The 20,079-nt window shown below is 63.5% G+C and carries 16 protein-coding genes; 12 read left to right on the plus strand and 4 right to left on the minus strand.

What is annotated here, in order from left to right:
- The first annotated feature begins 205 nt into the window (after positions 1-205).
- Entirely contained in the window at positions 206-1,588 is a 1,383-nt protein-coding gene (locus NMQ14_RS07050) for a serine/threonine-protein kinase (RefSeq protein ID WP_257094719.1), read from the plus strand.
- A 152-nt stretch (positions 1,589-1,740) separates the two neighbouring features.
- Positions 1,741-2,274 (plus strand): AP2 domain-containing protein, encoded by a 534-nt coding sequence (locus tag NMQ14_RS07055; RefSeq protein ID WP_257094721.1) that lies wholly within the window; start codon positions 1,741-1,743, stop codon positions 2,272-2,274.
- Between the two features lie 72 nt (positions 2,275-2,346).
- On the opposite strand, the gene hemH is transcribed toward NMQ14_RS07055, so the two are convergent.
- Together hemH and hrcA are read right to left on the minus strand one after the other, a co-directional pair.
- Positions 2,347-3,444 (minus strand): ferrochelatase, encoded by a 1,098-nt coding sequence (hemH, locus tag NMQ14_RS07060; protein ID WP_257094723.1) that lies wholly within the window; start codon positions 3,442-3,444, stop codon positions 2,347-2,349.
- Positions 3,445-3,502: 58 nt separating this feature from the next.
- Positions 3,503-4,522: a heat-inducible transcriptional repressor HrcA gene (hrcA, locus tag NMQ14_RS07065; RefSeq protein ID WP_069039970.1), complete on the minus strand. Its 1,020-nt coding sequence runs from the start codon at positions 4,520-4,522 to the stop codon at positions 3,503-3,505.
- Positions 4,523-4,666: 144 nt separating this feature from the next.
- Here hrcA and NMQ14_RS07070 point away from each other — a divergent pair, with 144 nt between their 5' ends.
- A complete protein-coding gene (locus tag NMQ14_RS07070) occupies positions 4,667-5,557 on the plus strand; it encodes an NAD kinase (RefSeq protein ID WP_257094725.1) in 891 nt (296 codons plus the stop codon).
- 54 nt (positions 5,558-5,611) lie between these two features.
- Positions 5,612-7,279: a DNA repair protein RecN gene (gene recN / locus NMQ14_RS07075; protein ID WP_257094727.1), complete on the plus strand. Its 1,668-nt coding sequence runs from the start codon at positions 5,612-5,614 to the stop codon at positions 7,277-7,279.
- On the opposite strand, the gene fur is transcribed toward recN, so the two are convergent.
- Positions 7,280-7,744: a ferric iron uptake transcriptional regulator gene (gene fur, locus NMQ14_RS07080; protein ID WP_069039973.1), complete on the minus strand. Its 465-nt coding sequence runs from the start codon at positions 7,742-7,744 to the stop codon at positions 7,280-7,282.
- 115 nt (positions 7,745-7,859) lie between these two features.
- Between fur and NMQ14_RS07085 the strand changes: the two genes are divergently transcribed.
- From NMQ14_RS07085 to greA, 6 genes are all read left to right on the plus strand, one after another.
- Positions 7,860-8,306 (plus strand): outer membrane protein assembly factor BamE, encoded by a 447-nt coding sequence (locus NMQ14_RS07085; protein ID WP_257094728.1) that lies wholly within the window; start codon positions 7,860-7,862, stop codon positions 8,304-8,306.
- Between the two features lie 55 nt (positions 8,307-8,361).
- Positions 8,362-9,159 carry a 4-hydroxy-tetrahydrodipicolinate reductase gene (dapB, locus tag NMQ14_RS07090; protein ID WP_257094730.1) on the plus strand — a complete coding sequence of 266 codons (798 nt, stop codon included), beginning with the start codon at positions 8,362-8,364 and terminating at the stop codon, positions 9,157-9,159.
- Between the two features lie 90 nt (positions 9,160-9,249).
- Positions 9,250-11,835: a response regulator gene (locus tag NMQ14_RS07095; protein WP_257094732.1), complete on the plus strand. Its 2,586-nt coding sequence runs from the start codon at positions 9,250-9,252 to the stop codon at positions 11,833-11,835.
- Between the two features lie 182 nt (positions 11,836-12,017).
- Positions 12,018-13,160 (plus strand): glutamine-hydrolyzing carbamoyl-phosphate synthase small subunit, encoded by a 1,143-nt coding sequence (gene carA / locus NMQ14_RS07100; protein ID WP_257094734.1) that lies wholly within the window; start codon positions 12,018-12,020, stop codon positions 13,158-13,160.
- Between the two features lie 86 nt (positions 13,161-13,246).
- Positions 13,247-16,462, plus strand: a complete 3,216-nt coding sequence (gene carB / locus NMQ14_RS07105; RefSeq protein WP_257094737.1) for a carbamoyl-phosphate synthase large subunit — start codon at positions 13,247-13,249, stop codon at positions 16,460-16,462.
- Between the two features lies 1 nt (position 16,463).
- Complete coding sequence (gene greA, locus NMQ14_RS07110; protein WP_257080792.1) at positions 16,464-16,937, plus strand: transcription elongation factor GreA; 474 nt, start codon at positions 16,464-16,466, stop codon at positions 16,935-16,937.
- Between the two features lie 24 nt (positions 16,938-16,961).
- Here greA and NMQ14_RS07115 read toward each other — a convergent pair whose 3' ends face one another.
- The gene (locus NMQ14_RS07115; protein ID WP_257080793.1) at positions 16,962-17,417 is read right to left on the minus strand and encodes a YhbY family RNA-binding protein; all 456 of its coding nucleotides are present in this window, start codon (positions 17,415-17,417) and stop codon (positions 16,962-16,964) included.
- Positions 17,418-17,451: 34 nt separating this feature from the next.
- Between NMQ14_RS07115 and NMQ14_RS07120 the strand changes: the two genes are divergently transcribed.
- Both NMQ14_RS07120 and ftsH read left to right on the plus strand, forming a co-directional pair.
- On the plus strand, positions 17,452-18,084 hold the full coding sequence (locus tag NMQ14_RS07120; RefSeq protein WP_257094739.1) for an RlmE family RNA methyltransferase: 633 nt from the start codon (positions 17,452-17,454) through the stop codon (positions 18,082-18,084).
- A gap of 103 nt (positions 18,085-18,187) precedes the next feature.
- On the plus strand, positions 18,188-20,074 hold the full coding sequence (ftsH, locus tag NMQ14_RS07125; RefSeq protein ID WP_306441129.1) for an ATP-dependent zinc metalloprotease FtsH: 1,887 nt from the start codon (positions 18,188-18,190) through the stop codon (positions 20,072-20,074).
- Positions 20,075-20,079 lie beyond the last annotated feature (5 nt).

Raw genomic sequence — 20,079 nt, forward strand, 5'->3', positions numbered from 1 at the left:
CTGGCTTTCGGACCCGATGCACTTGGGGCTGAAGCCGGGCGATTTCAAGCCCCGCCGACCGGTATGGTTTGTGCCACGGCGTCTGCCGGCAAAAAATTGCGGTCTGCGCAACAGATTCAAGCCGGCACGGGCAAGTGCTTTTGTTCGTTTACGGCCGATGCCCTATCATTGCGGCTGTTCATGACGCCTCCATCGCACTTCAAGAATGCTTGATCGCATTGGCAAATACAGGGTTATCCGGGAAATCGGCAAGGGCGCGACCGCCACCGTATACCTATGCAAGGCCGATGACATCGAAGAACTGGTCGCTGTAAAGCTGGTCGACTTCGGCGACAAGAACCGCGATCAGGGCAAATGGTCGCGCCGCATGCGCAAGTTGTTCCTGACCGAAGCGGCGATCGCCGCCAAACTCAACCACCCGAACATCATCCGCATCTTCGACGCCCAGGTGGAAGAGGGGCGCGCCTATCTGGTGATGGAATACATCGAGGGCGAAGCACTCGATCACTACTGCGAATTCAACAAGATGCTGCCGCTGCCACGCGCCGTCAGCATCGTGTTCAAGTGCTGCATGGCACTCGACTACGCGTTCAAGCAGGGTGTGGTTCACCGCGATATCAAGCCGGCCAACATCCTGATCGGCGCCAATGACCTCGTGAAGGTCACGGATTTCGGGCTGGCGCTGAATGTCGCGAAGGAAAACGACAAGGATTCGACCTTCATCATGGGCGTGGGCTCACCGGCCTACATGAGTCCGGAACAGGTGAAGGGCTATCCGCTGAACCAGAAGACCGATCTGTATTCGCTCGGCGTGGTGCTGTTCCACCTGCTGACCGGACGGCTGCCTTTCCGCGCCAAGCATCCGGCCCAGCTGATCTACAAGATCATCAATGCCGATCCGCCGTCCGCGTCGCAGCTGAATCCGGAAGTGCCCGAAGGCATGGACCGGGTGATCCGCAAGGCGCTTGAGAAGGATCTGTACTCGCGCTACAAGAATGGAGCCGAATTCGCGAAGGATCTGTCTTCGGTGCGCTTCAAGCTGCTCGACGACAGCTATGTGCCGCCGGATACCACCCGGTTCAACATCCTGCGCAAGATGGCTTTCTTCACCGAATTCGACGATGTTGAAGTATGGGAGGTGCTGCGCTTCTCCGGCTGGCGCCAGTTCGCCGAGAACGCGGTGATGATGCGCGAAGGCGATACGGACAACCGCTTCGGCCTCATCGTGTCGGGACAGGCCCAGGTCAGCGTCGGCGGTCGACTGCTGGCCGAACTGGGTGTTGGCGAAGTGGTCGGCGAGATGGGCTATCTCGATCCCAAGCATGTCAGCCGGTCGGCCACGGTGATCGCCACCGCCCAGATCACCTTCCTCGAAATCAACCCGTCGGCCCTCACGCTCGCGTCCGAAGAGTGTCTTGAACACTTCCGTGGCCAGCTGATCAGCACTATCGTGCAGCGTCTGGTCCGCGCCAACGCCGCTCTCGCCGCACAGGGCGAAGAAGTCATGCTGCCGACAGAGTCCGGTTTCTGCGTCGCCGGTGTCGGGCTTGATCTCGAACTTGCGCCTGATCCGCCGCTCCGTCGCTGAACGACGCCGCCTGGCGGTCCGGACACACTTCACGACCCGCCTGTTTCATCGTGAAACGCAGCCGCTCAGGCCGCTAAAGTTTCGATCCTGCGGGCCGAAACTCTCCTCACAGGCACCCGGCCAACCCGGTGCTGATCGGAAGGAGACCGACCTTGAGCCGCAATTCAGTTTATGGCATCAGCCGCGTGGATAACGAAGCCAGCCGGACGCATGGCTGGCTCGTGACCATCCAGCGACGTGGCGTGATACACCGCAAGCACTTCAGCGATGGCGTGTTCGGCGGCAAGCAGAAAGCGTTCACCGCCGCCAAGCAGTTCAGGGACGACATCATTGCGAAGTTTCCGCCGTTCTCGCTGCGCGAGTATTCGAGCATCGTCAAGAAGAACAACCGCTCCGGCGTCGTCGGGGTGTGCCGTTACTGTGCGTCGGAAACGCGCGACATGCCGGAAGAGAAACAGCGCTGGTTCTGGGTGGCTTCATGGCCACTGCCATCGGGTCGGCGCAAGCGGGTGAAATTCTCGGTCAACAAGTACGGTGAGGAAGGCGCGTTCAAGATGGCACTGAAGGCGCGCAAGGACGCGCTGAAGAAGCTCGACGGCCAGTTCGATCCTGGCGCATCGCGCCGCAGTCGCCCGCGCCGTGCCAAGAATGACGAAACGTCGGTGGCCGAAGCACGCGCTGCTTGAAAGATGGTCAGCACATGAAAAAGGCGACCTCCGGGGGTCGCTTTTTTTTGTCACCAGCTGGGCAGCACGCCGCTATTTCAGTGCACCGAAAGACTTCGCGCGTTCGGCCTGCAGGGCCAGCTGATCGGCCACCGGACTCGCTTCGTCCCACCAGTGACCCAGTTCGCGTCGCACGATGCGGCCCAGTGCGTCAATCCAGTCGGCACGCTCGTTCAGGCAGGCGATGTACTGGAAGGTCTTGCCGCCCTTGCCGATGAAGGCTTCACGGTTTTCCACCGCGATCTCCTCCAGCGTTTCCAGGCAGTCGGCCACGAAACCCGGGCAGATCACGTCCACGCTCTGCAGGCCCTCCGCGGCGAGCTTCTCAAGCGTCGGCTGCGTATACGGTTCGAGCCAGCGCGCCTTGCCGAAGCGCGACTGGAAGGTAACCAGATACTGATCCTTCGCCAGCCCGAGCGCTTCGGCGAGCAGCCGGCCGGTCTTGTGGCACTCGCAGTGGTAGGGGTCACCCTGTTCCAGATGGAAGTGCGGCACGCCGTGGAAGGACATGACCAGCTTGTCCGCGCGGCCATTCTTCGCCCAGTGCTCGCGCACGCTGGCAGCGAGCGCACCAATGTAGCCGCCGTCGGCTGCGAAGGCTCTCAGATAACGCAGCTCCGGCAGGTTGCGCCAGCGCAGCAGGGTCTGCGCCAGTTCGTCTATCATCGAACCGGTCGTGCTCGATGCCGCCTGCGGATACATCGGCAGCATCAGGATGCGCGTGCAGCCATCCATCTTCATCTGCTGCAGCACGTCGCCGATGGCCGGACTGCCGTAGCGCATGGCAAATCGCACATCGATGTCGGGCTGACCTTCGGCAATCATCCAGCCGCGCAGCAACTTGGCCTGGCGTTCGGTATGCACGCGCAGCGGCGAGCCTTCATCGGTCCACACCGAGGCATACTTTTCGGCTGACTGTTTCGGGCGCACGTTCAGGATGATGACGTTCAGGATGAACCACCACACGGCCTTCGGAATCTCGACCACGCGGTCGTCCGACAGGAACTGCTTGAGGTAGCGCCGCAGCGACGGGGCGTCCGGCTTGTCCGGTGTGCCGAGGTTCACCAGCAACACGCCAGTGCGCGCGGGCTGGCCATGGGTGTAGGACGGTTCGGCGTTGAATCGTGACATGGGCTCGTTGGGGTTGCGGTGCGCGCATCCATGGCGCGCCCGGTTCGGGTGGTTCGGGTCAGGTCTGGCTCAGCGCGCTCGACAGCAGCTTGGCGGTGACGTCGACAATCGGAATGACGCGCTCGTACGCCATGCGGGTCGGGCCGATCACGCCGACGCTGCCGACCACCTGACCCTGTATTTCGTAGGGCGCGGTGACCACGCTGCATTCGTCGAGCGGTGCCAGACCGGATTCACCGCCGATGAACAGCTGCACGCCTTCGGCCTGCTGCGAAAGATCGAGCAGACTGGCCAGCTGGGTGCGCTGGTCGAACAGTGAAAAAAGCTCGCGCAGACGGGACATGTTCGAAGCCAGATCATCCACTGCCAGCAGGTTGCGCTCGCCGGAAATGACGTACTGGCCCTTGTCGCCGGAAAAGGCCTCGTTGCCTGCCTGCAATGCAGCCGCCATCAGCGACGTCAGATCGCCGTGCAGCTTCTTCAGTTCCGCCTGCAGCCGGCCGCGGATTTCCTCGAAATCGAAACCGACGTAGTTCTGGTTCAGGAAATTGGCCGCGCTGACCAGCTCCGCTGGCGAGAAATTGCGCTCCGTCAGCAGGATGCGGTTCTGCACCTCGCCCTGATCGGTCACGATGATCAGCAGGATGCGCTTGTCGGACAGGCTGAGGAATTCGATCTGGCGGATGCGCACCATCTGGCGACGCGGCGCCACCACGATGCCGGCGAAATGGGTCAGCTGCGACAGCAGTTGCGAGGCCTGGCCGACCAGCACGCGCGGGTCGGCCGGGCGCAGTTCACCCTTCAATTCGCTGATCTGGCCCGGCTCCAGCGGCTGCACCGACAGCAGGCTGTCGACGAAGAACCGGTAGCCGCGAGGCGTCGGAACACGGCCGGCCGAAGTGTGCGGGCTGGTGATGAAGCCCAGCTCTTCCAGATCCGACATCACGTTGCGTATCGTGGCCGGCGACAGGTCCAGTCCCGAATACTTCGAAAGCGTGCGGGAGCCGACCGGCTGACCGTCGGCGATGTAGCGTTCGACCAGGGTTTTGAGCAGCAGTCTGGAGCGGTCTTCGAGCATGACTTCGCGGTGTGTGGGCGCTTCCGGCTTCAGATTCTAGAACGATGCCGCGGGTGCGACGGTGTCAGGCCCGGATATTGACACAGGCCGGCCCGCTCTCGTCGGCTTCGCGGTCGATCGCGGCCTTTGTGGTTTAATTCGACGATGGATAAAACCCCACCGTCGTTCGGCTGCGTCGCCCTGATTGGCAAGTACCAGAGCGCGGAGGTGGGCGAATCGATGCGCACGCTCGCGCACTGGCTGCGCGATTCCGGCTGCGAGGTGCTGATCGAGCAGGATTCGGCGGATGCCTTGTCCGGCAACGATTTCGAGCCGGCTGCATTCGACGGGATCGGCCGGCGCGCCGGGCTGGCGGTGGTCATCGGTGGCGATGGCTCGCTGATCAGCGCGGCCCGCAAGCTGGCGCCGCACGCCGTGCCGCTGGTCGGCGTCAATCAGGGAAGACTGGGTTTTCTGACCGATGTCGCCCGTTCCAACATGCTGTCGGCGATGGAAGCCCTGATGGCAGGGCAATTCACCCGCGAGCGCCGTGCGCTGCTGCAGGCAGGGGTGCTGCGTGACGGGGAGTCGGTTTTTTCGGCGCTTGCGCTCAATGATGTCGTGCTGTCCAAGGGCGACCTGGGCCGCATGATCGAGTTCGAGGTCCGGGTGGACGACGAATTTGTATACAGCCAGCGCTCCGACGGGCTGATCATTTCAACGCCGACCGGTTCGACCGCCTATTCGCTGTCGGCCAACGGGCCCATCGTGCATCCGTCGCTCGGAAGCATGCTCATCGTTCCGCTGTGTCCGCACGCCTTGTCGTCGAGACCGATTGCGCTGAGTGACAGTTCGGTACTGGATGTCCGGTTGTTTCTGCGGCATGACGCGCGCGCCCATTTCGATGGCCAGGAACATTTCAATCTGCAGGGTGGAGACTGCCTGCGCATCGAGCGATCGCCCTATTGCGTAACCCTGATGCATCCGCCCGGCTACAGCTACTTTTCCATGTTGCGCGAAAAGCTCCGCTGGAGCGAGGCGCCGAAAGAGGCCTGAGCTTTTCCCGTTCCGCCCGATTTACATCACCGATCCGAATCCTCACCGCGCTGCATGCTCGAACGCCTTTTCATCCGCGATTTCATCCTTGTTGACCAGCTCGAACTCGACTTTTCGGCCGGCTTCGGTGCGCTGACCGGTGAAACCGGGGCCGGCAAGTCCATTCTCGTCGATGCGCTCGGCTTGCTGCTTGGCGCGCGCGCCGACGCATCGGTCGTACGGCTCGGGCGTGAGCGGGCGGAGCTGTCGGCCGAATTCGTGCTCGCACCGGACAGTCCGGCGCGCGACTGGCTGGTTGCGCAGGATTTCGAATGCGACGGCGACCGGGTCATCGTGCGACGGGTGATCGACAGCGGCAGCCGTTCGCGTGCCTGGATCGGCGGCGCGCCGGCCGGCATCGCGCAGCTGCGCGAACTGGGTGGGCTGCTGGTCGACATCCACGGCCAGCATGCGCACCAGGCCCTGATGCGCGAATCGGCGCAGCGCGAGTTGTTCGACCAGCACGCCGGTCTGCTGGCCGAGGTCACGGAAGTCACGAAGCTTTATCGGGAATGGCAGGCGCGCGAGCAGGCGCTGCTGCGCGCCGTGCAGGACAGTGATGCGGCCGTGCGCGATCGCGAACGCCTGCAGTGGCTGGTCGAGGAGCTCACCGTACTGGCGTTCGAACCCGCCGCCTGGGCGGCGCTGCAGCAGGAACACAGTCGGCTGGCGCATGTCACGCAACTGCTCGAAGGCAGTGCCGAGGCGCTCGCGCTACTGGAGGAAGGCGAGGTCGCGCTGGATGCGCAACTCGCCCACATCGCTGCCGTGCTCGGCCGCTTGCAGGGGTTCGATGCGGCGCTGGGCGAATGCTGCAGCCTGATCGATTCGGCGTCGGCCCAGGTCGGCGAAGCCGCACGCGCGCTGCGCGCCTACGTACATCGGCTCGATGCGGACCCGGCTGCGCTGGCACGTGCCGATGATCGCATTGCGGCCGTGCTCGGCGCCTCCCGCAAGTATCGCTGCGAGCCGGACGACCTGCCGGCGCTTCTGGCCGACAGCCAGCTGCAGCTCGACCGGCTGGCCGCCGACGCGGATCCGGCACGGCTTGAGCAGGCGCGCGACGCAGCGCGCAGCGCCTGCCTGCAGGCGTCGACACGGCTGTCAGCCGCACGCAGGCCGGTGGCTGAGCGCCTGTCGGCCGAGGTGACCGCAGCCATGGCCGAACTGGCGATGCAGGGTGGCCGCTTCGAAGTCGCACTTCATCCGCTGGCGGAACCGTCGGCCACCGGTCTGGAAGAGATCGAGTTCCGTGTGTCTGCCAATCCCGGGCAACCCCTGGCACCGCTGGCGAAAGTCGCGTCGGGCGGGGAACTGTCGCGCATCGGACTGGCGATCCAGGTGATCGCCAGCGCACGCAGCGGAACGCCGACGCTGGTATTCGACGAAGTGGACGTCGGCATCGGCGGCCGGGTGGCCGAAGTGGTGGGGCGTCAGTTGGCGCGGCTGGGCAAGGCGCGCCAGGTGCTGTGCGTCACCCATCTACCCCAGGTCGCCGCACGCGCCGACTGGCAATGGTCGATCGCCAAGCGCAGCCAGGCGGGGCAGACGGTCAGCGCGGTGAACACGCTCGATGACGCGGCAAGGATCGAGGAAATCGCACGCATGCTGGGCGGCGAGGTCATCACCGACACCACGCGGGCACACGCGAAGGAAATGCTGGGCGAGCGCCCGGCGAAGTGATCAACCCGGTTCGGATCGGCCGGGTTCGCGCTGCGGTTTCTTCTTGTTCGGGCAGGCTTCGGTCGTGCAATTGGCGAAAATCGTCAGTGCGTGGTCGTGCACCGCGAAGCCGTGATCCTTGGCAACCTTAATCTGGCGGCGCTCGATTTCCGCGTCGTAGAACTCTTCCACCTTGCCGCACTGGATGCAGACGAGGTGATCGTGGTGGTGACCTTCGTTGAGCTCGAACATCGCCTTGCCGGATTCGAAGAAGTGGCGTTCCAGCAGACCGGCATGCTCGAACTGGGTCAGCACCCGGTAAACGGTGGCCAGACCGATGTCCATGTCTTCCTGCAGAAGCGCCTTGTAGACGTCTTCAGCGCTCATGTGACGCACATCCGCGCGCTGGAACAGCTCGAGGATTTTCAGTCGCGGCAGGGTGGCTTTCAGGCCGATGTTCTTCAGGTTGTGCGAGTTTGCGCTCATGGGCAAGGCTGACGGCAATATCAAGGTCGCTATAATATAGACTTTCGTCTCCCGTCCGGCGTCGCGCCGCGAGCGGGCCGATCTGCCCGAAGCCCTAACCGAGTCCCGTCCAGCGATGTCCTTCGCCCCCGTGGTAGTTGTCCGCTACGCTCTTGCCGCTCTGATTCCGGTGCTCGCGGGATGCACCAATGTGCCTTCGACGCTCGACGTGACCAATCGTCTGAACCCGTTCCGCATCGATATTCGCCAGGGCAACCTGGTGACCCAGGAAATGGCTTTCCAGCTCAAGCCCGGCATGTCGCGCGACCAGGTGCGTTTCGTGCTCGGGTCGCCGATGCTGGCTGATGTATTCCATCCGGACCGCTGGGATTATCTGTACTACTTCAAACCGGGCAACAAGCCGGAAGACACCCAGCAGCGCCGCCTGATCGTCTATTTCGAGGATGACAAGCTGGTCAGCCTCGGTGGCGACGTGGTGGGCGCGGAAGACGCTGATCTGAACCAGCCCGAGGCGCCGCGTACCCGCACGATAGATCTGGGCGAGGTTGTCGCGCCGAAATGACGAGGCGCGGGGTCATCGCGGCACATTTCACGTTTGAAAGGATTCCATGTCACCGATGCGCATAGCGATCGCCGGGGCGTCCGGCCGCATGGGCCGCATGCTGATCGAAGCGACGTCGCGCGATGAAGGCGCCCGGCTGGTCGCGGCCCTTGACCGCCCGGATTCGGCCGCCATCGGCGAAGACGCGGCAGCCTTTCTGGGCAGCCCGGCCGGCGTGCCGATCAGCAGCGATGTCGATGCGGCTCTGGCCGGGGCCGACTTCCTGATCGACTTCACCCGTCCGGAAGCCACGCTGGCCCACCTTGAAGCCTGCCGGCGCCACAACGTGAAGATGATCATCGGCACGACCGGCTTCAGCGACGTGCAGCGCGCGCGGTTGGTCGAGGCATCACGCGACATCGCCATCGTGTTCGCGCCGAACATGGCGGTCGGTGTGAATGCGGTGTTCCGGCTGCTCGACGTCGCGGCACGCATCCTGAACAGCGGCTACGACGTCGAAGTGATCGAGGCGCATCACCGCATGAAGGTCGATGCGCCGTCCGGTACTGCGCTGCGCATGGGAGAGGTGGTGGCCGACGCACTTGGCCGTTCGCTGGCAGACTGCGCCATCTACGGCCGCGAAGGGCATACCGGCGAGCGGCAGGACACGACCATCGGGTTTTCCACGATACGGGGTGGCGACATCGTCGGTGACCACACCGTGCTGTTCGCCGGCCTTGGCGAGCGCATCGAAATCACCCACAAGTCGGCCAGTCGCATGCCCTATGCGCTGGGCAGCCTGCGCGCCGCGCGCTGGCTGGTCAGCCGGGATAGCGGTCTGTACGACATGCAGGACGTGCTGGGTCTGCGCTGAGCAGTGGGTACCGAGCCGCCCGTGTCCCGGTTCTTCAGCCCGCCGTTGTACGGCCGTTAATTCAGCAGGTTCTACCTGTCCCGGATTTCCATGCACCCAGCGCTGTCCACCTTGTTGCTGCAGCACCTCGGCCTGCCATCGATCGATGAAGCAGCAGTCGCGCAATGGCTTGCCGGCGGGCCGTCAGCGGCTGCGCTGGCTGAGTCGCTGCAGCGCATCGACCAGTTGCTCGAGGCCGGCGACACAACCGATGCGTCGCGCCACCGCTGGCAATGGGTGCCGTCGAGTTCGCGCTTCGAGGTGTCGGCCGAGTTCAAGGTGGCGCTGGGTTACGGCCCGACCGATCTGCCGGATCTGCTTCCGGTATGGCGCGACATCGTGCATGCCGACGACGCAGCCGCCTTCGACCAGTGGCTCGAAGACAGACTCGCAAGCATGGCAGACGACGCCTCCATGGACTGCCGTTTCCGGCACGCCGATGGCCGCACGGTCTGGGTCAGGCTTGAAGCCGGCTCGTCCGAGCGAGACGAACGCGGCCGCGTTATCCGGGTATCGGGTCATCTCGGCCAGATCGATGCACGCCGGCAGGCCGAAATAGAACTGCTGCTGGCCAAGGAGAAGGCGGAGGCGGCCAGCCGGGCCAAAAGTGACTTCCTGGCCAACATGAGCCACGAAATCCGGACCCCGATGAACGGCATCATGGGCATGTCCGAACTGATGCTCGACACCACGCTCGACAGCGAACAGGCCGAGTACGTGCGTGCCATCAAGACGTCGGCCGATGCGTTGCTGGTCATCATCAACGACATCCTCGACTTTTCGAAGATTGAAGCCGGCAAGCTCGCAATCGAACAGGTCGAGCATTCGGTCGGGGAAGTGGTCGGCGACGCTGCACGCGGTCTTGCCATCGCGGCGCAACACAAGGGGCTGGAGCTGTACTGCCGTCTGTCGCCAGATCTGCCGGTGCGCATGCTCGGCGACCCCGGGCGCCTGCGGCAGATTCTGGTCAATCTGATCGGCAATGCCGTTAAATTTACTTCGCGCGGTGAAGTCGAGATCGGCTGCGAGACAACTGGTACCCCCGTAAGTTGTGGTAACGAGGTCGAACTTCATATCTGGGTGCGCGATACCGGGATCGGCATCGACACCGCGAAGCAATCCGTGGTGTTCGAAGCATTTGCACAGGCCGACACGTCAACCACGCGGCGCTTCGGTGGCACCGGGCTCGGACTGGCCATCTGCAACCGTCTCGTGTCGCTGATGGGTGGCCGTCTGTGGCTGGAGAGCGTGCCCGGGCAGGGCTCGACCTTTCATTTCACGCTGCGCGGCATGGTGATCGAACAGGCCACGCTGCCGGCGCACTTTCGCCGCTTCGCAGGTCGCCACGTGCTGCTGCTCGAAGACCACCTGCCCTCACGCGGCGTCGTGGCGGCCATGCTCGGCGACATGGGCGCCTCGGCGCTGGCGGTCAGCTCGGTCCAGGCGGCGCGCCAGGCACTCAAACAGGCACACGAATCGGGGCGCCCGTTCGACATCCTGCTGGTTGACCGCACCTTGCCGGATGCCGACGCCTTCGACTTCATTTCGGCCTTCTGCGAGGGGCCGAACCGGCTCAACCGCGTCGTGATGATGTTCAGCGGCTCCAATCAGGCGGCCGACAACGCGCATGCCCGATCGCTGGGTGTACGCGGCCGCCTGCACAAGCCGTTTTCGGCCAACGAGCTTGCCGGCGCGCTGGCCGAGGCGCTCGCCACCCAGCCGGACGACGGTGCAGCGGAAATGGACGACTTTGCTTTTGCCATCGGAGACCTCGATATCGAGCGCTCGCTGGCGCACGAAGGTATCGGCAACGCGCGCAAGCGGCGTGTGCTGCTGGCCGAAGACAATCCCGTCAATCAGCTGGTGGCCGTGCGGACGCTTGAACGCGCGGGATATGTCGTGACGGTCGCGTCCAATGGTCAGGAAGCGCTGGATCTTCTGGAGCGCGACCACTTCGAGGTGGTGTTGATGGACGTGCAGATGCCGGTCATGGGCGGCATCGAGGCGACGCGCGCCATCCGTGCGCGCGAACAGCGACGTTCCTGGGTGGTCGATACCGACAATGTCCAGCACATGCCCATCATCGCGATGACCGCCAATGCGATGAAGGGTGACCGCGAGCTGTGCCTTGAAGAGGGCATGGATGACTACATCAGCAAGCCGGTCAAGGCGGACGAACTTCTGGCGACGCTGGAACGTGTGCTTTCGCGCAGCGAATCCGACGGCACGCCGGTCAGTACCGATTTCAACGGTGTGGTGGTCGATGCAGAGCCGGCCGAGTCGCCGGTGATCGATATTTCACATACGCTGGAAACGCTGGAAGGTGACCGCGCGATGGCCTTGCGCGTGATCGATGTGTTCCTCGGCGAGTTGCCGGAACTGCGTAGCGGCCTCAATGTATGCATCCAGCTGGAGGACAGCGCCGGCGTTGCCCGCATCTGCCATCGCCTGCGGGGTTCCCTGTCGGTATTCGGCGCCGCGCCGGCCGAAGCCGCCGTATCGAAGCTCGAGGACAGCGCCCGCGCGGGCGACGTGCCGGCGCTGGTCAGCCAGCACGAGCGGGTGGATGTTCATCTGGCCAGGTTGTCCGATGCGCTGCTCGACGCGCGCGATGCGGTGATGGCGCCCGCGGCCTAGGATACTGCCGTGCAGACTCCGGGCTGGCTCCAGTCCGAGCGGCGCCCGCGAAATTGCGCGGCGCACCACCGGCAAGGTATAATTCGACAATCAGCGGGAGCGCCCAGACCGGCGTCTCCCGCTTCGCATATGTGGCGCTTGCGTGCGCCGCCGTCCCCCGAACAGATTTCAGGAGTTATTACGTGTCCGCCCATGCGCCCGCGCTGCTCGCACTCGCCGATGGATCGGTCTTTCACGGCAAAAGCATCGGAGCGGAAACGATCACCACGGGCGAGGTGGTGTTCAACACCGCGATGACCGGCTATCAGGAAATCCTGACCGACCCGAGCTACACCCGCCAGATCGTCACGCTGACCTATCCGCACATCGGCAACACCGGTATCAACCATGAAGACGTCGAAGCCGGCCGCGTTTTTGCCGCCGGTCTGGTCATTCGCGACCTGCCGTTGCGTTCGTCCAACTTTCGCAGTCACCAGACGCTGGACGCCTATCTGCGGGAGCAGGGCATTGTCGGCATCGCCAATATAGATACCCGCAAGCTGACCCGAGTGCTGCGCGAAAAGGGCGCGCAGAGCGGTTGCCTGATGGCCGGCAAGGTCGATGCGGCCGAGGCGGTTTCCCAGGCCAGGGCGTTCGCCGGCCTGTCCGGCATGGATCTGGCGAAAGTCGTAAGTGCCAGGGAGCCTTACGAATGGACCGAGGGCGAGTGGCAGCTCGGCCGCGGGTTCGTGATGCCGGACGCCACCCCGCGTCATGTCGTGGCCTACGATTTCGGCGTCAAGCGGAACATCCTGCGCATGCTTGCCAGCCGCGGCTGCCGGCTCACCGTAGTGCCGGCGCAGACCCCGGCAGACGTGGTGCTGGCGATGAAACCTGATGGCGTTTTCCTGTCGAACGGCCCGGGAGATCCGGAACCCTGCGATTACGCGGTGACCGCCATCCGGACCTTCCTCGATCGCAAGGTGCCGACTTTCGGCATCTGCCTCGGCCATCAGTTGATGGGGCTCGCTGCGGGGGCCCGAACGTTGAAGATGAAGTTCGGCCATCATGGTGCGAATCATCCGGTGAAGGACAACGATTCCGGCCGCGTGCTGATCACCAGCCAGAATCATGGCTTTGCGGTGGATCCGGCGACGCTGCCGGCCAATGTGCGCGTGACCCATGTATCGCTGTTCGACGGCAGCCTGCAAGGCATGGCCTGGACCGACCGTCCGGCCTTCTGCTTCCAGGGTCACCCCGAAGCCAGCCCGGGGCCACATGATGTGGCCTACCTGTTCGACCGATTCGTGAAGATGATGGAGCAGGGGAAAGGGCCCAGAGGCTAAGGACTGGCGGAAAGCTTGCGGGCGGCGGAGCCGCCCGGAAATTCAACCCTAGCCCCTGATTCCTGGTCCCCAGCCCCTCAGACAAAATGCCCAAACGTACAGACATTCAAACCATCCTGATCATAGGCGCCGGCCCCATCGTCATCGGCCAGGCCTGTGAATTCGACTACTCCGGCGCCCAGGCCTGCAAGGCCCTGCGCGAAGAGGGTTACCGCGTCGTGCTGGTCAACAGCAACCCGGCAACCATCATGACCGACCCGGGCATGGCGGATGTGACCTACATCGAGCCGATCACCTGGCAGATGGTCGAGAAGATCATCGAAAAGGAACGCCCGGACGCCCTGCTGCCGACCATGGGTGGTCAGACCGCGCTGAATTGCGCGCTTGATCTGGCCCGTCACGGCGTGCTCGACAAGTACAAGGTCGAACTCATCGGTGCCAAGCAGGAAGCGATCGACAAGGCCGAGGACCGCGAGAAGTTCAAGCGCGCGATGACCAGGATCGGGCTGGGCTCTGCCCGCTCGGGCATCGCCCATTCGCTGGAAGAAGCCCTGCAGGTACAGGCCAGCATCGGCTTTCCGGCCATCATCCGCCCGTCGTTCACGATGGGCGGCAGCGGCGGCGGCATCGCATATAACCATGAAGAATTCGTCGAAATCTGCAAGCGCGGGCTCGAAGCCTCACCGACCAGCGAACTGCTGATCGAGGAATCGCTGCTCGGCTGGAAGGAATTCGAGATGGAGGTCGTGCGCGACAGCGCCGACAACTGCATCATCGTGTGTTCGATCGAAAACCTCGATCCGATGGGTGTGCACACCGGCGACTCGATCACCGTGGCGCCGGCGCAGACGCTGACCGACCGCGAGTACCAGATCATGCGCAACGCTTCGATCGCCGTGCTGCGCGAAATCGGCGTCGACACCGGCGGATCGAACGTGCAGTTCTCGATCAACCCGGAAGATGGCCGGATGATCGTCATCGAAATGAACCCGCGCGTGTCGCGCTCGTCGGCCCTGGCGTCCAAGGCGACCGGTTTCCCGATTGCAAAGATCGCCGCCAAGCTGGCAGTGGGCTTCACGCTGGACGAGCTGCAGAACGACATCACGGGGGGCGCTACACCGGCGTCCTTCGAGCCGTCGATCGACTACGTGGTCACCAAGATTCCGCGCTTCGCGTTCGAGAAGTTTCCGCAGGCCAATGACCGTCTGACCACGCAGATGAAGTCGGTCGGCGAAGTCATGGCCATGGGCCGCAGCTTCCAGGAATCGATGCAGAAGGCGCTGCGCGGTCTGGAAGTCGGCGTATATGGTTTCGACGAGATCGAATCCGACCCCGACGAGATGGAGCGCGAACTGGCGCTGCCCGGCCCGAACCGGATCTGGTACGTAGGGCAGGCCTTCCGCAACGGCATGAGCCTGGATGCCGTGCATCAGCTGACCAAGATTGACCCCTGGTTCCTGGCACAGATCGAAGACATCATCCTGACCGAGCGCGCCTTCTTCGGCCGCAGTCTGAAGAGCGTCGACGCCGCGATGATGCGCGACCTCAAGCGCAAGGGTTTTGCCGACCGCCGGCTGGCCCGGCTGTTCCAGTGCGACGAAACCGCGCTGCGCCTGCACCGGCAGACGCTGGGCGTGAGGCCCGTATACAAACGGGTGGACACCTGCGCGGCGGAGTTCGCGACCGATACCGCCTACATGTATTCGACCTATGAGGACGAATGCGAATCCAACCCGACGTCGGCGCGCAAGATCATGGTGCTCGGCGGTGGTCCGAACCGTATCGGCCAGGGCATCGAATTCGACTACTGCTGCGTGCATGCAGCGCTTGCACTGCGCGAAGATGGCTTTGAAACCATCATGGTCAACTGCAATCCGGAAACCGTATCGACCGACTACGACACCTCGGACCGACTCTACTTCGAGCCACTTACACTGGAAGACGTGCTGGAAATCGTCGCCATCGAGAAGCCGGTCGGCGTCATCGTCCAGTTCGGCGGCCAGACGCCGCTCAAGCTGGCGCGTGACCTGGAGGCCAACGGCGTGCCCATCATCGGCACCAGCCCGGACATGATCGATGCCGCGGAAGATCGCGAACGCTTCCAGAAGCTGCTGCAGGAACTGGGGCTCAGGCAGCCGCCGAACCGCACGGCGCGGGCCGAAGACCAGGCGGTGCGTCTGGCGGCGGAAATCGGCTACCCGCTCGTCGTCCGTCCGAGCTATGTGCTGGGCGGCCGGGCGATGGAAATCGTGCACCAGCAGTCTGACCTCGAACGCTACATGCGCGAGGCGGTTAAGGTGAGCAACGACTCGCCGGTGCTTCTCGACCGCTTCCTGAACGATGCGACCGAAGTCGACGTCGATGCCTTTTCCGATGGCACCCAGGTGATCATCGGCGGCATCATGGAGCACATTGAGCAGGCGGGCGTGCATTCGGGCGACTCTGCCTGCTCCCTGCCGCCGTTTTCGCTCACGCCCGAACTGTGCGACGAATTGCGTCGCCAGACCGAGCTGATGGCGCGCGGTCTCAATGTGGTGGGCCTGATGAACGTGCAGTTCGCCATCCAGCGCGACGCCACTGGCGACACCGTGTATGTGCTGGAAGTGAATCCGCGTGCCTCGCGCACCGTGCCCTTCGTTTCAAAGGCCTGCGGGCTGCCACTGGCCAAGATTGCCGCGCGCTGCATGGCCGGCCGTTCGCTGGCGGATCAGGGCGTCACGCGCGAAGTCGTGCCGCCGTACTTCTCGGTCAAGGAAGCGGTATTCCCCTTCGTCAAGTTCCCGGGGGTGGACACCATCCTGGGTCCGGAAATGAAATCGACCGGTGAAGTGATGGGCGTCGGGCGCACCTTCGGCGAAGCCTTCGTGAAAAGTCAGCTGGCCGCCGGCGTCAAACTGCCGCGCAGCGGCAAGGCCTTCATCTCGGTGCGTCCGGCCGACAAGCCCAAGGCGGTCGATGTGGCGCGCGAACTGCACGAACTCGGCTTCACGCTGGCCGCGACACGCGGCACCGCGGCAGCGATTGCGGCCGCCGGTCTGCCGGTGACTGCGGTCAACAAGGTAAATGAAGGCCGCCCGCACATCGTCGATATGATCAAGAATGATGAAATTTCTTTCATCGTGAATACCGTGGATGAAAAGCGCAGTGCAATCAATGACTCGCGTTCAATCCGCACGAGCGCGCTGGCGAGCCGGGTGACCCTGTTCACGACGGTTGAAGGGGCGCGTGCCGCGTGTGCAGGCATGCGCATTTCCGAACTCGAAACTTACGCGCTGCAGGCTCTGCATGCGCAGATGGACTGACATGAGCGTACCTCTTACCGTGGCCGGTGCCGAAAAGCTGAAGCTGGAACTGCACCGCCTCAAAACCGTAGATCGTCCGGGCGTGATCGCCGCGATTGCCGAAGCACGCTCGCATGGCGACCTGTCCGAAAACGCCGAGTACGACGCGGCGAAGGAGCGTCAGGGTTTTGTCGAGGGGCGCATCCAGGAAATCGAAGGCAAACTCGCCAACGCGCTGGTCATCGATCCGAAGACGCTGGACGCCGAAGGTCGAGTGGTCTTCGGTGCAACGGTCGATCTGGAGGACGTCGGCGCCGGCAAGCCGGTCAGCTACCAGATCGTCGGAGACGATGAAGCCGACCTGAAAGCGGGCATGATTTCGGTGAATTCGCCGATCGCCCGTGCGCTGATCGGCAAGTACGCGGGCGACATGGCCGAGGTGCAGGCACCGGGCGGTGTGCGCGAGTACGAAATCGTGGATGTGCGCTACGTTTGAAAAACCGCCGCCGCGGCCGGGTGCTTACCGGCCGCGCGCCTTGAACGTACTGGCGGGTTTGGCATTGCGTGCCACACCGCGTCGGCCGGCGACCGGCTTGGCGGGTTTGCTGCGCGTTGGCACCGGTTTGCCGGCGGAGGGCTTGTCGCCTGCATTGGCACGCGTCTTGCGCACCGGTGCGGCAGGCGGTGCCGCCACGACGTGCAGTTCAGGATTCGGGCGGTACAGCACGAGAATGTTGCCGATGCGCTGGATCGGCGCCGCGCCGAGCGCCTCGCAGGCCGCTGTCAGCCAGGCGTCGCGCTGTTCGCGCTCGGCATCGAACACCCTCACCTTGATCAGTTCGTGCGAATTCAACGCGAGCTCGATCTCCTTCAGAACGGCATCCGTCAGCCCGTTCTGGGCAATCATCACGACCGGTTTGAGCGGATGGGCGCTTGCGCGAAGGGCGCGGCGTTCGTCAGGCGAAAGGGTCAACATGTGCTTAATCCGTAAAGGCGCGCAAGTCTAAGTCATGGCAAAGAACAAAACCAGCCGCCAGTGGGTGCACGACCACATCAACGATCCTTACGTCAAGCAGGCGCAGGCGCAGGGCTATCGTTCGCGCGCCGCCTTCAAGCTGCTGCAGATCGACGAGCGCGACCGCCTGCTTGGCCCCGGCAAGGTGGTGGTCGATCTGGGCAGCACGCCCGGCGGCTGGTCGCAGGTGGCGGCGAAGAAAACTTTGCCGGGCGGTCGCGTGATCGCGCTCGACCTGTTGCCGATGGAGCCCGTGACGGGTGTTCATTTCATCCAGGGCGACTTCCGCGAAGACGATACGCTCAGCCAGCTGGTGTCGGCACTGGACGGTCGGCCGGTCGGGCTTGTATTGTCGGACATGGCCCCCAATCTGACCGGAATAGCGCTGACCGATCAGGCCCGTTCGATCCACCTGCTCGAACTGGCGCTGGAGTTTTCCCGCGAATACCTGAAGAGCGGCGGCGACATGCTCGTAAAGGTATTCCAGGGCACCGGCTTCGATGCGTTGCGGCGCGACATGGAACAGCTTTTCGACACCGTGTCCGTGCGAAAACCTGACAGTTCGCGCGACCGCAGTGCAGAGGTGTATCTTCTGTGTCGCGGCAGGCGCGGCGATCCGTCTGCCTGAAAAGTCGTGCCCCGGACCCGGAACATAAAGCGCCTTGCCTGGTCTGTCTGTTGCTGCATTGATCCGGCCGGTTCCCCGGCCATCGTGATACTGAGGAATTGCCTTGAACAACATGTTCAAAAATCTAGCAATCTGGCTCGTGATCGGCATCGTGCTGATGACGGTTTTCAACCAGTTCAACCAGCGCCAGACAGCACAGGGCACGGTCGAGTACTCCGAATTCCTTGACGAGGTCAAGGCAGGGCGCATTGCGAAGGTTGAAATCCAGGGTCGGACGCTGAATGCGGCGACCGTGGATGGCAAGCGCATCACTTCCTACGCGCCGCCGCAGGACATCTGGCTGGTCAGCGATCTGCTGAAGAGCAATGTCAAGGTGGTCGCGAAACCGGAGGAAGAGCAGAGTTTCCTGATGAGCATTTTCGTGTCGTGGTTCCCGATGCTGCTGCTGATCGGCGTCTGGATCTTCTTCATGCGTCAGATGCAGGGTGGCGGCCGTGGCGGCGCGTTCTCGTTCGGCAAGTCAAAGGCCCGGCTGCTCGATGAATCGACCAATACCATCACGTTCGTCGATGTCGCGGGCTGCGACGAGGCGAAGGAGGAAGTGGTCGAGCTGGTCGAATTCCTGCGTGATCCGTCGAAATTCCAGAAACTGGGTGGCCGCATTCCCAAGGGCGTGCTGCTGGTCGGTTCACCCGGCACCGGCAAGACGCTGCTCGCGAAGGCGATCGCCGGAGAAGCCAAGGTTCCCTTCTTCTCGATTTCGGGCTCGGATTTCGTTGAAATGTTCGTCGGCGTGGGCGCGGCGCGCGTACGCGACATGTTCGAACAGGCCAAGAAGCAGGCGCCATGCATCATTTTCATCGACGAAATCGATGCGGTCGGTCGTCAGCGTGGCGCGGGCATGGGCGGTGGCAACGACGAGCGCGAACAGACGCTGAACCAGCTGCTGGTCGAAATGGACGGCTTCGAAGGTCAGACCGGCATCATCGTGATCGCTGCGACCAACCGTCCGGACGTGCTCGATCCCGCACTGCTGCGCCCGGGGCGCTTCGACCGCCAGGTCGTTGTACCGCTGCCGGATATCCGTGGTCGCGAGCAGATTCTTGCGGTGCATATGCGCAAGGTGCCGCTGGCACCTGACGTCAAGGCGGAGATCATCGCCCGCGGTACGCCCGGATTCTCCGGTGCCGACCTGGCCAATCTGGTCAATGAGGCGGCGCTGTTCGCTGCGCGTGGCAACAAGCGCGTGGTCGACATGGAAGACTTCGAGCGCGCCAAGGACAAGATCATCATGGGTGCCGAGCGCCGCACGATGGTCATGGACGAGGAAGAAAAGCGGAACACCGCCTATCACGAGTCCGGTCACGCAGTCGTCGGCATGCTGCTGCCCAAGTGCGATCCGGTGCACAAGGTGACGATCATCCCCCGTGGCCGTGCGCTGGGCGTGACAATGTCGCTGCCCGAGAAGGACCGCTACAGCTACGACAAGGAATACTGCCTGCAGCTCATTTCGATGATGTTGTCAGGGCGCATCGCAGAAGAGATATTCATGCACCAGATGACCAACGGTGCGGCGAACGACTTCCAGCGCGCGACCGATCTGGCCCGCAGGATGGTGACGCAATGGGGTATGTCGGATCTGATGGGCGCCATGGTGTATGGCGAGGAGGAGGGCGAGGTTTTCCTCGGCCGTTCGATGGCCACCCACCGCAACATGTCGGAAACGACCATGCAGCGCGTGGATGCCGAAATCCGCCGCATCATCGATGACCGTTACGCCGAAGCGCGGCGCCTGCTTGAAGAGAACCGCGACAAGGTCGAGGCGATGACCCAGGCACTGCTGGACTTCGAAACCATCGACGCCGACCAGATCGACGATGTGATGAACAGCCGGCCGGTTCGCCCGCCGAAGCCGACGTCGCGTCCGCCGAAGCCTTCGGCCGACAGCAACACGCCGGGTGCCGCCCCGAGTGCCGCTGCGCCAGCCTGATCGAC

Origin of the sequence: Methyloversatilis sp. XJ19-13 (genome assembly GCF_024580155.1) — a bacterium.
In the GTDB taxonomy this organism is placed as follows: domain Bacteria; phylum Pseudomonadota; class Gammaproteobacteria; order Burkholderiales; family Rhodocyclaceae; genus Methyloversatilis.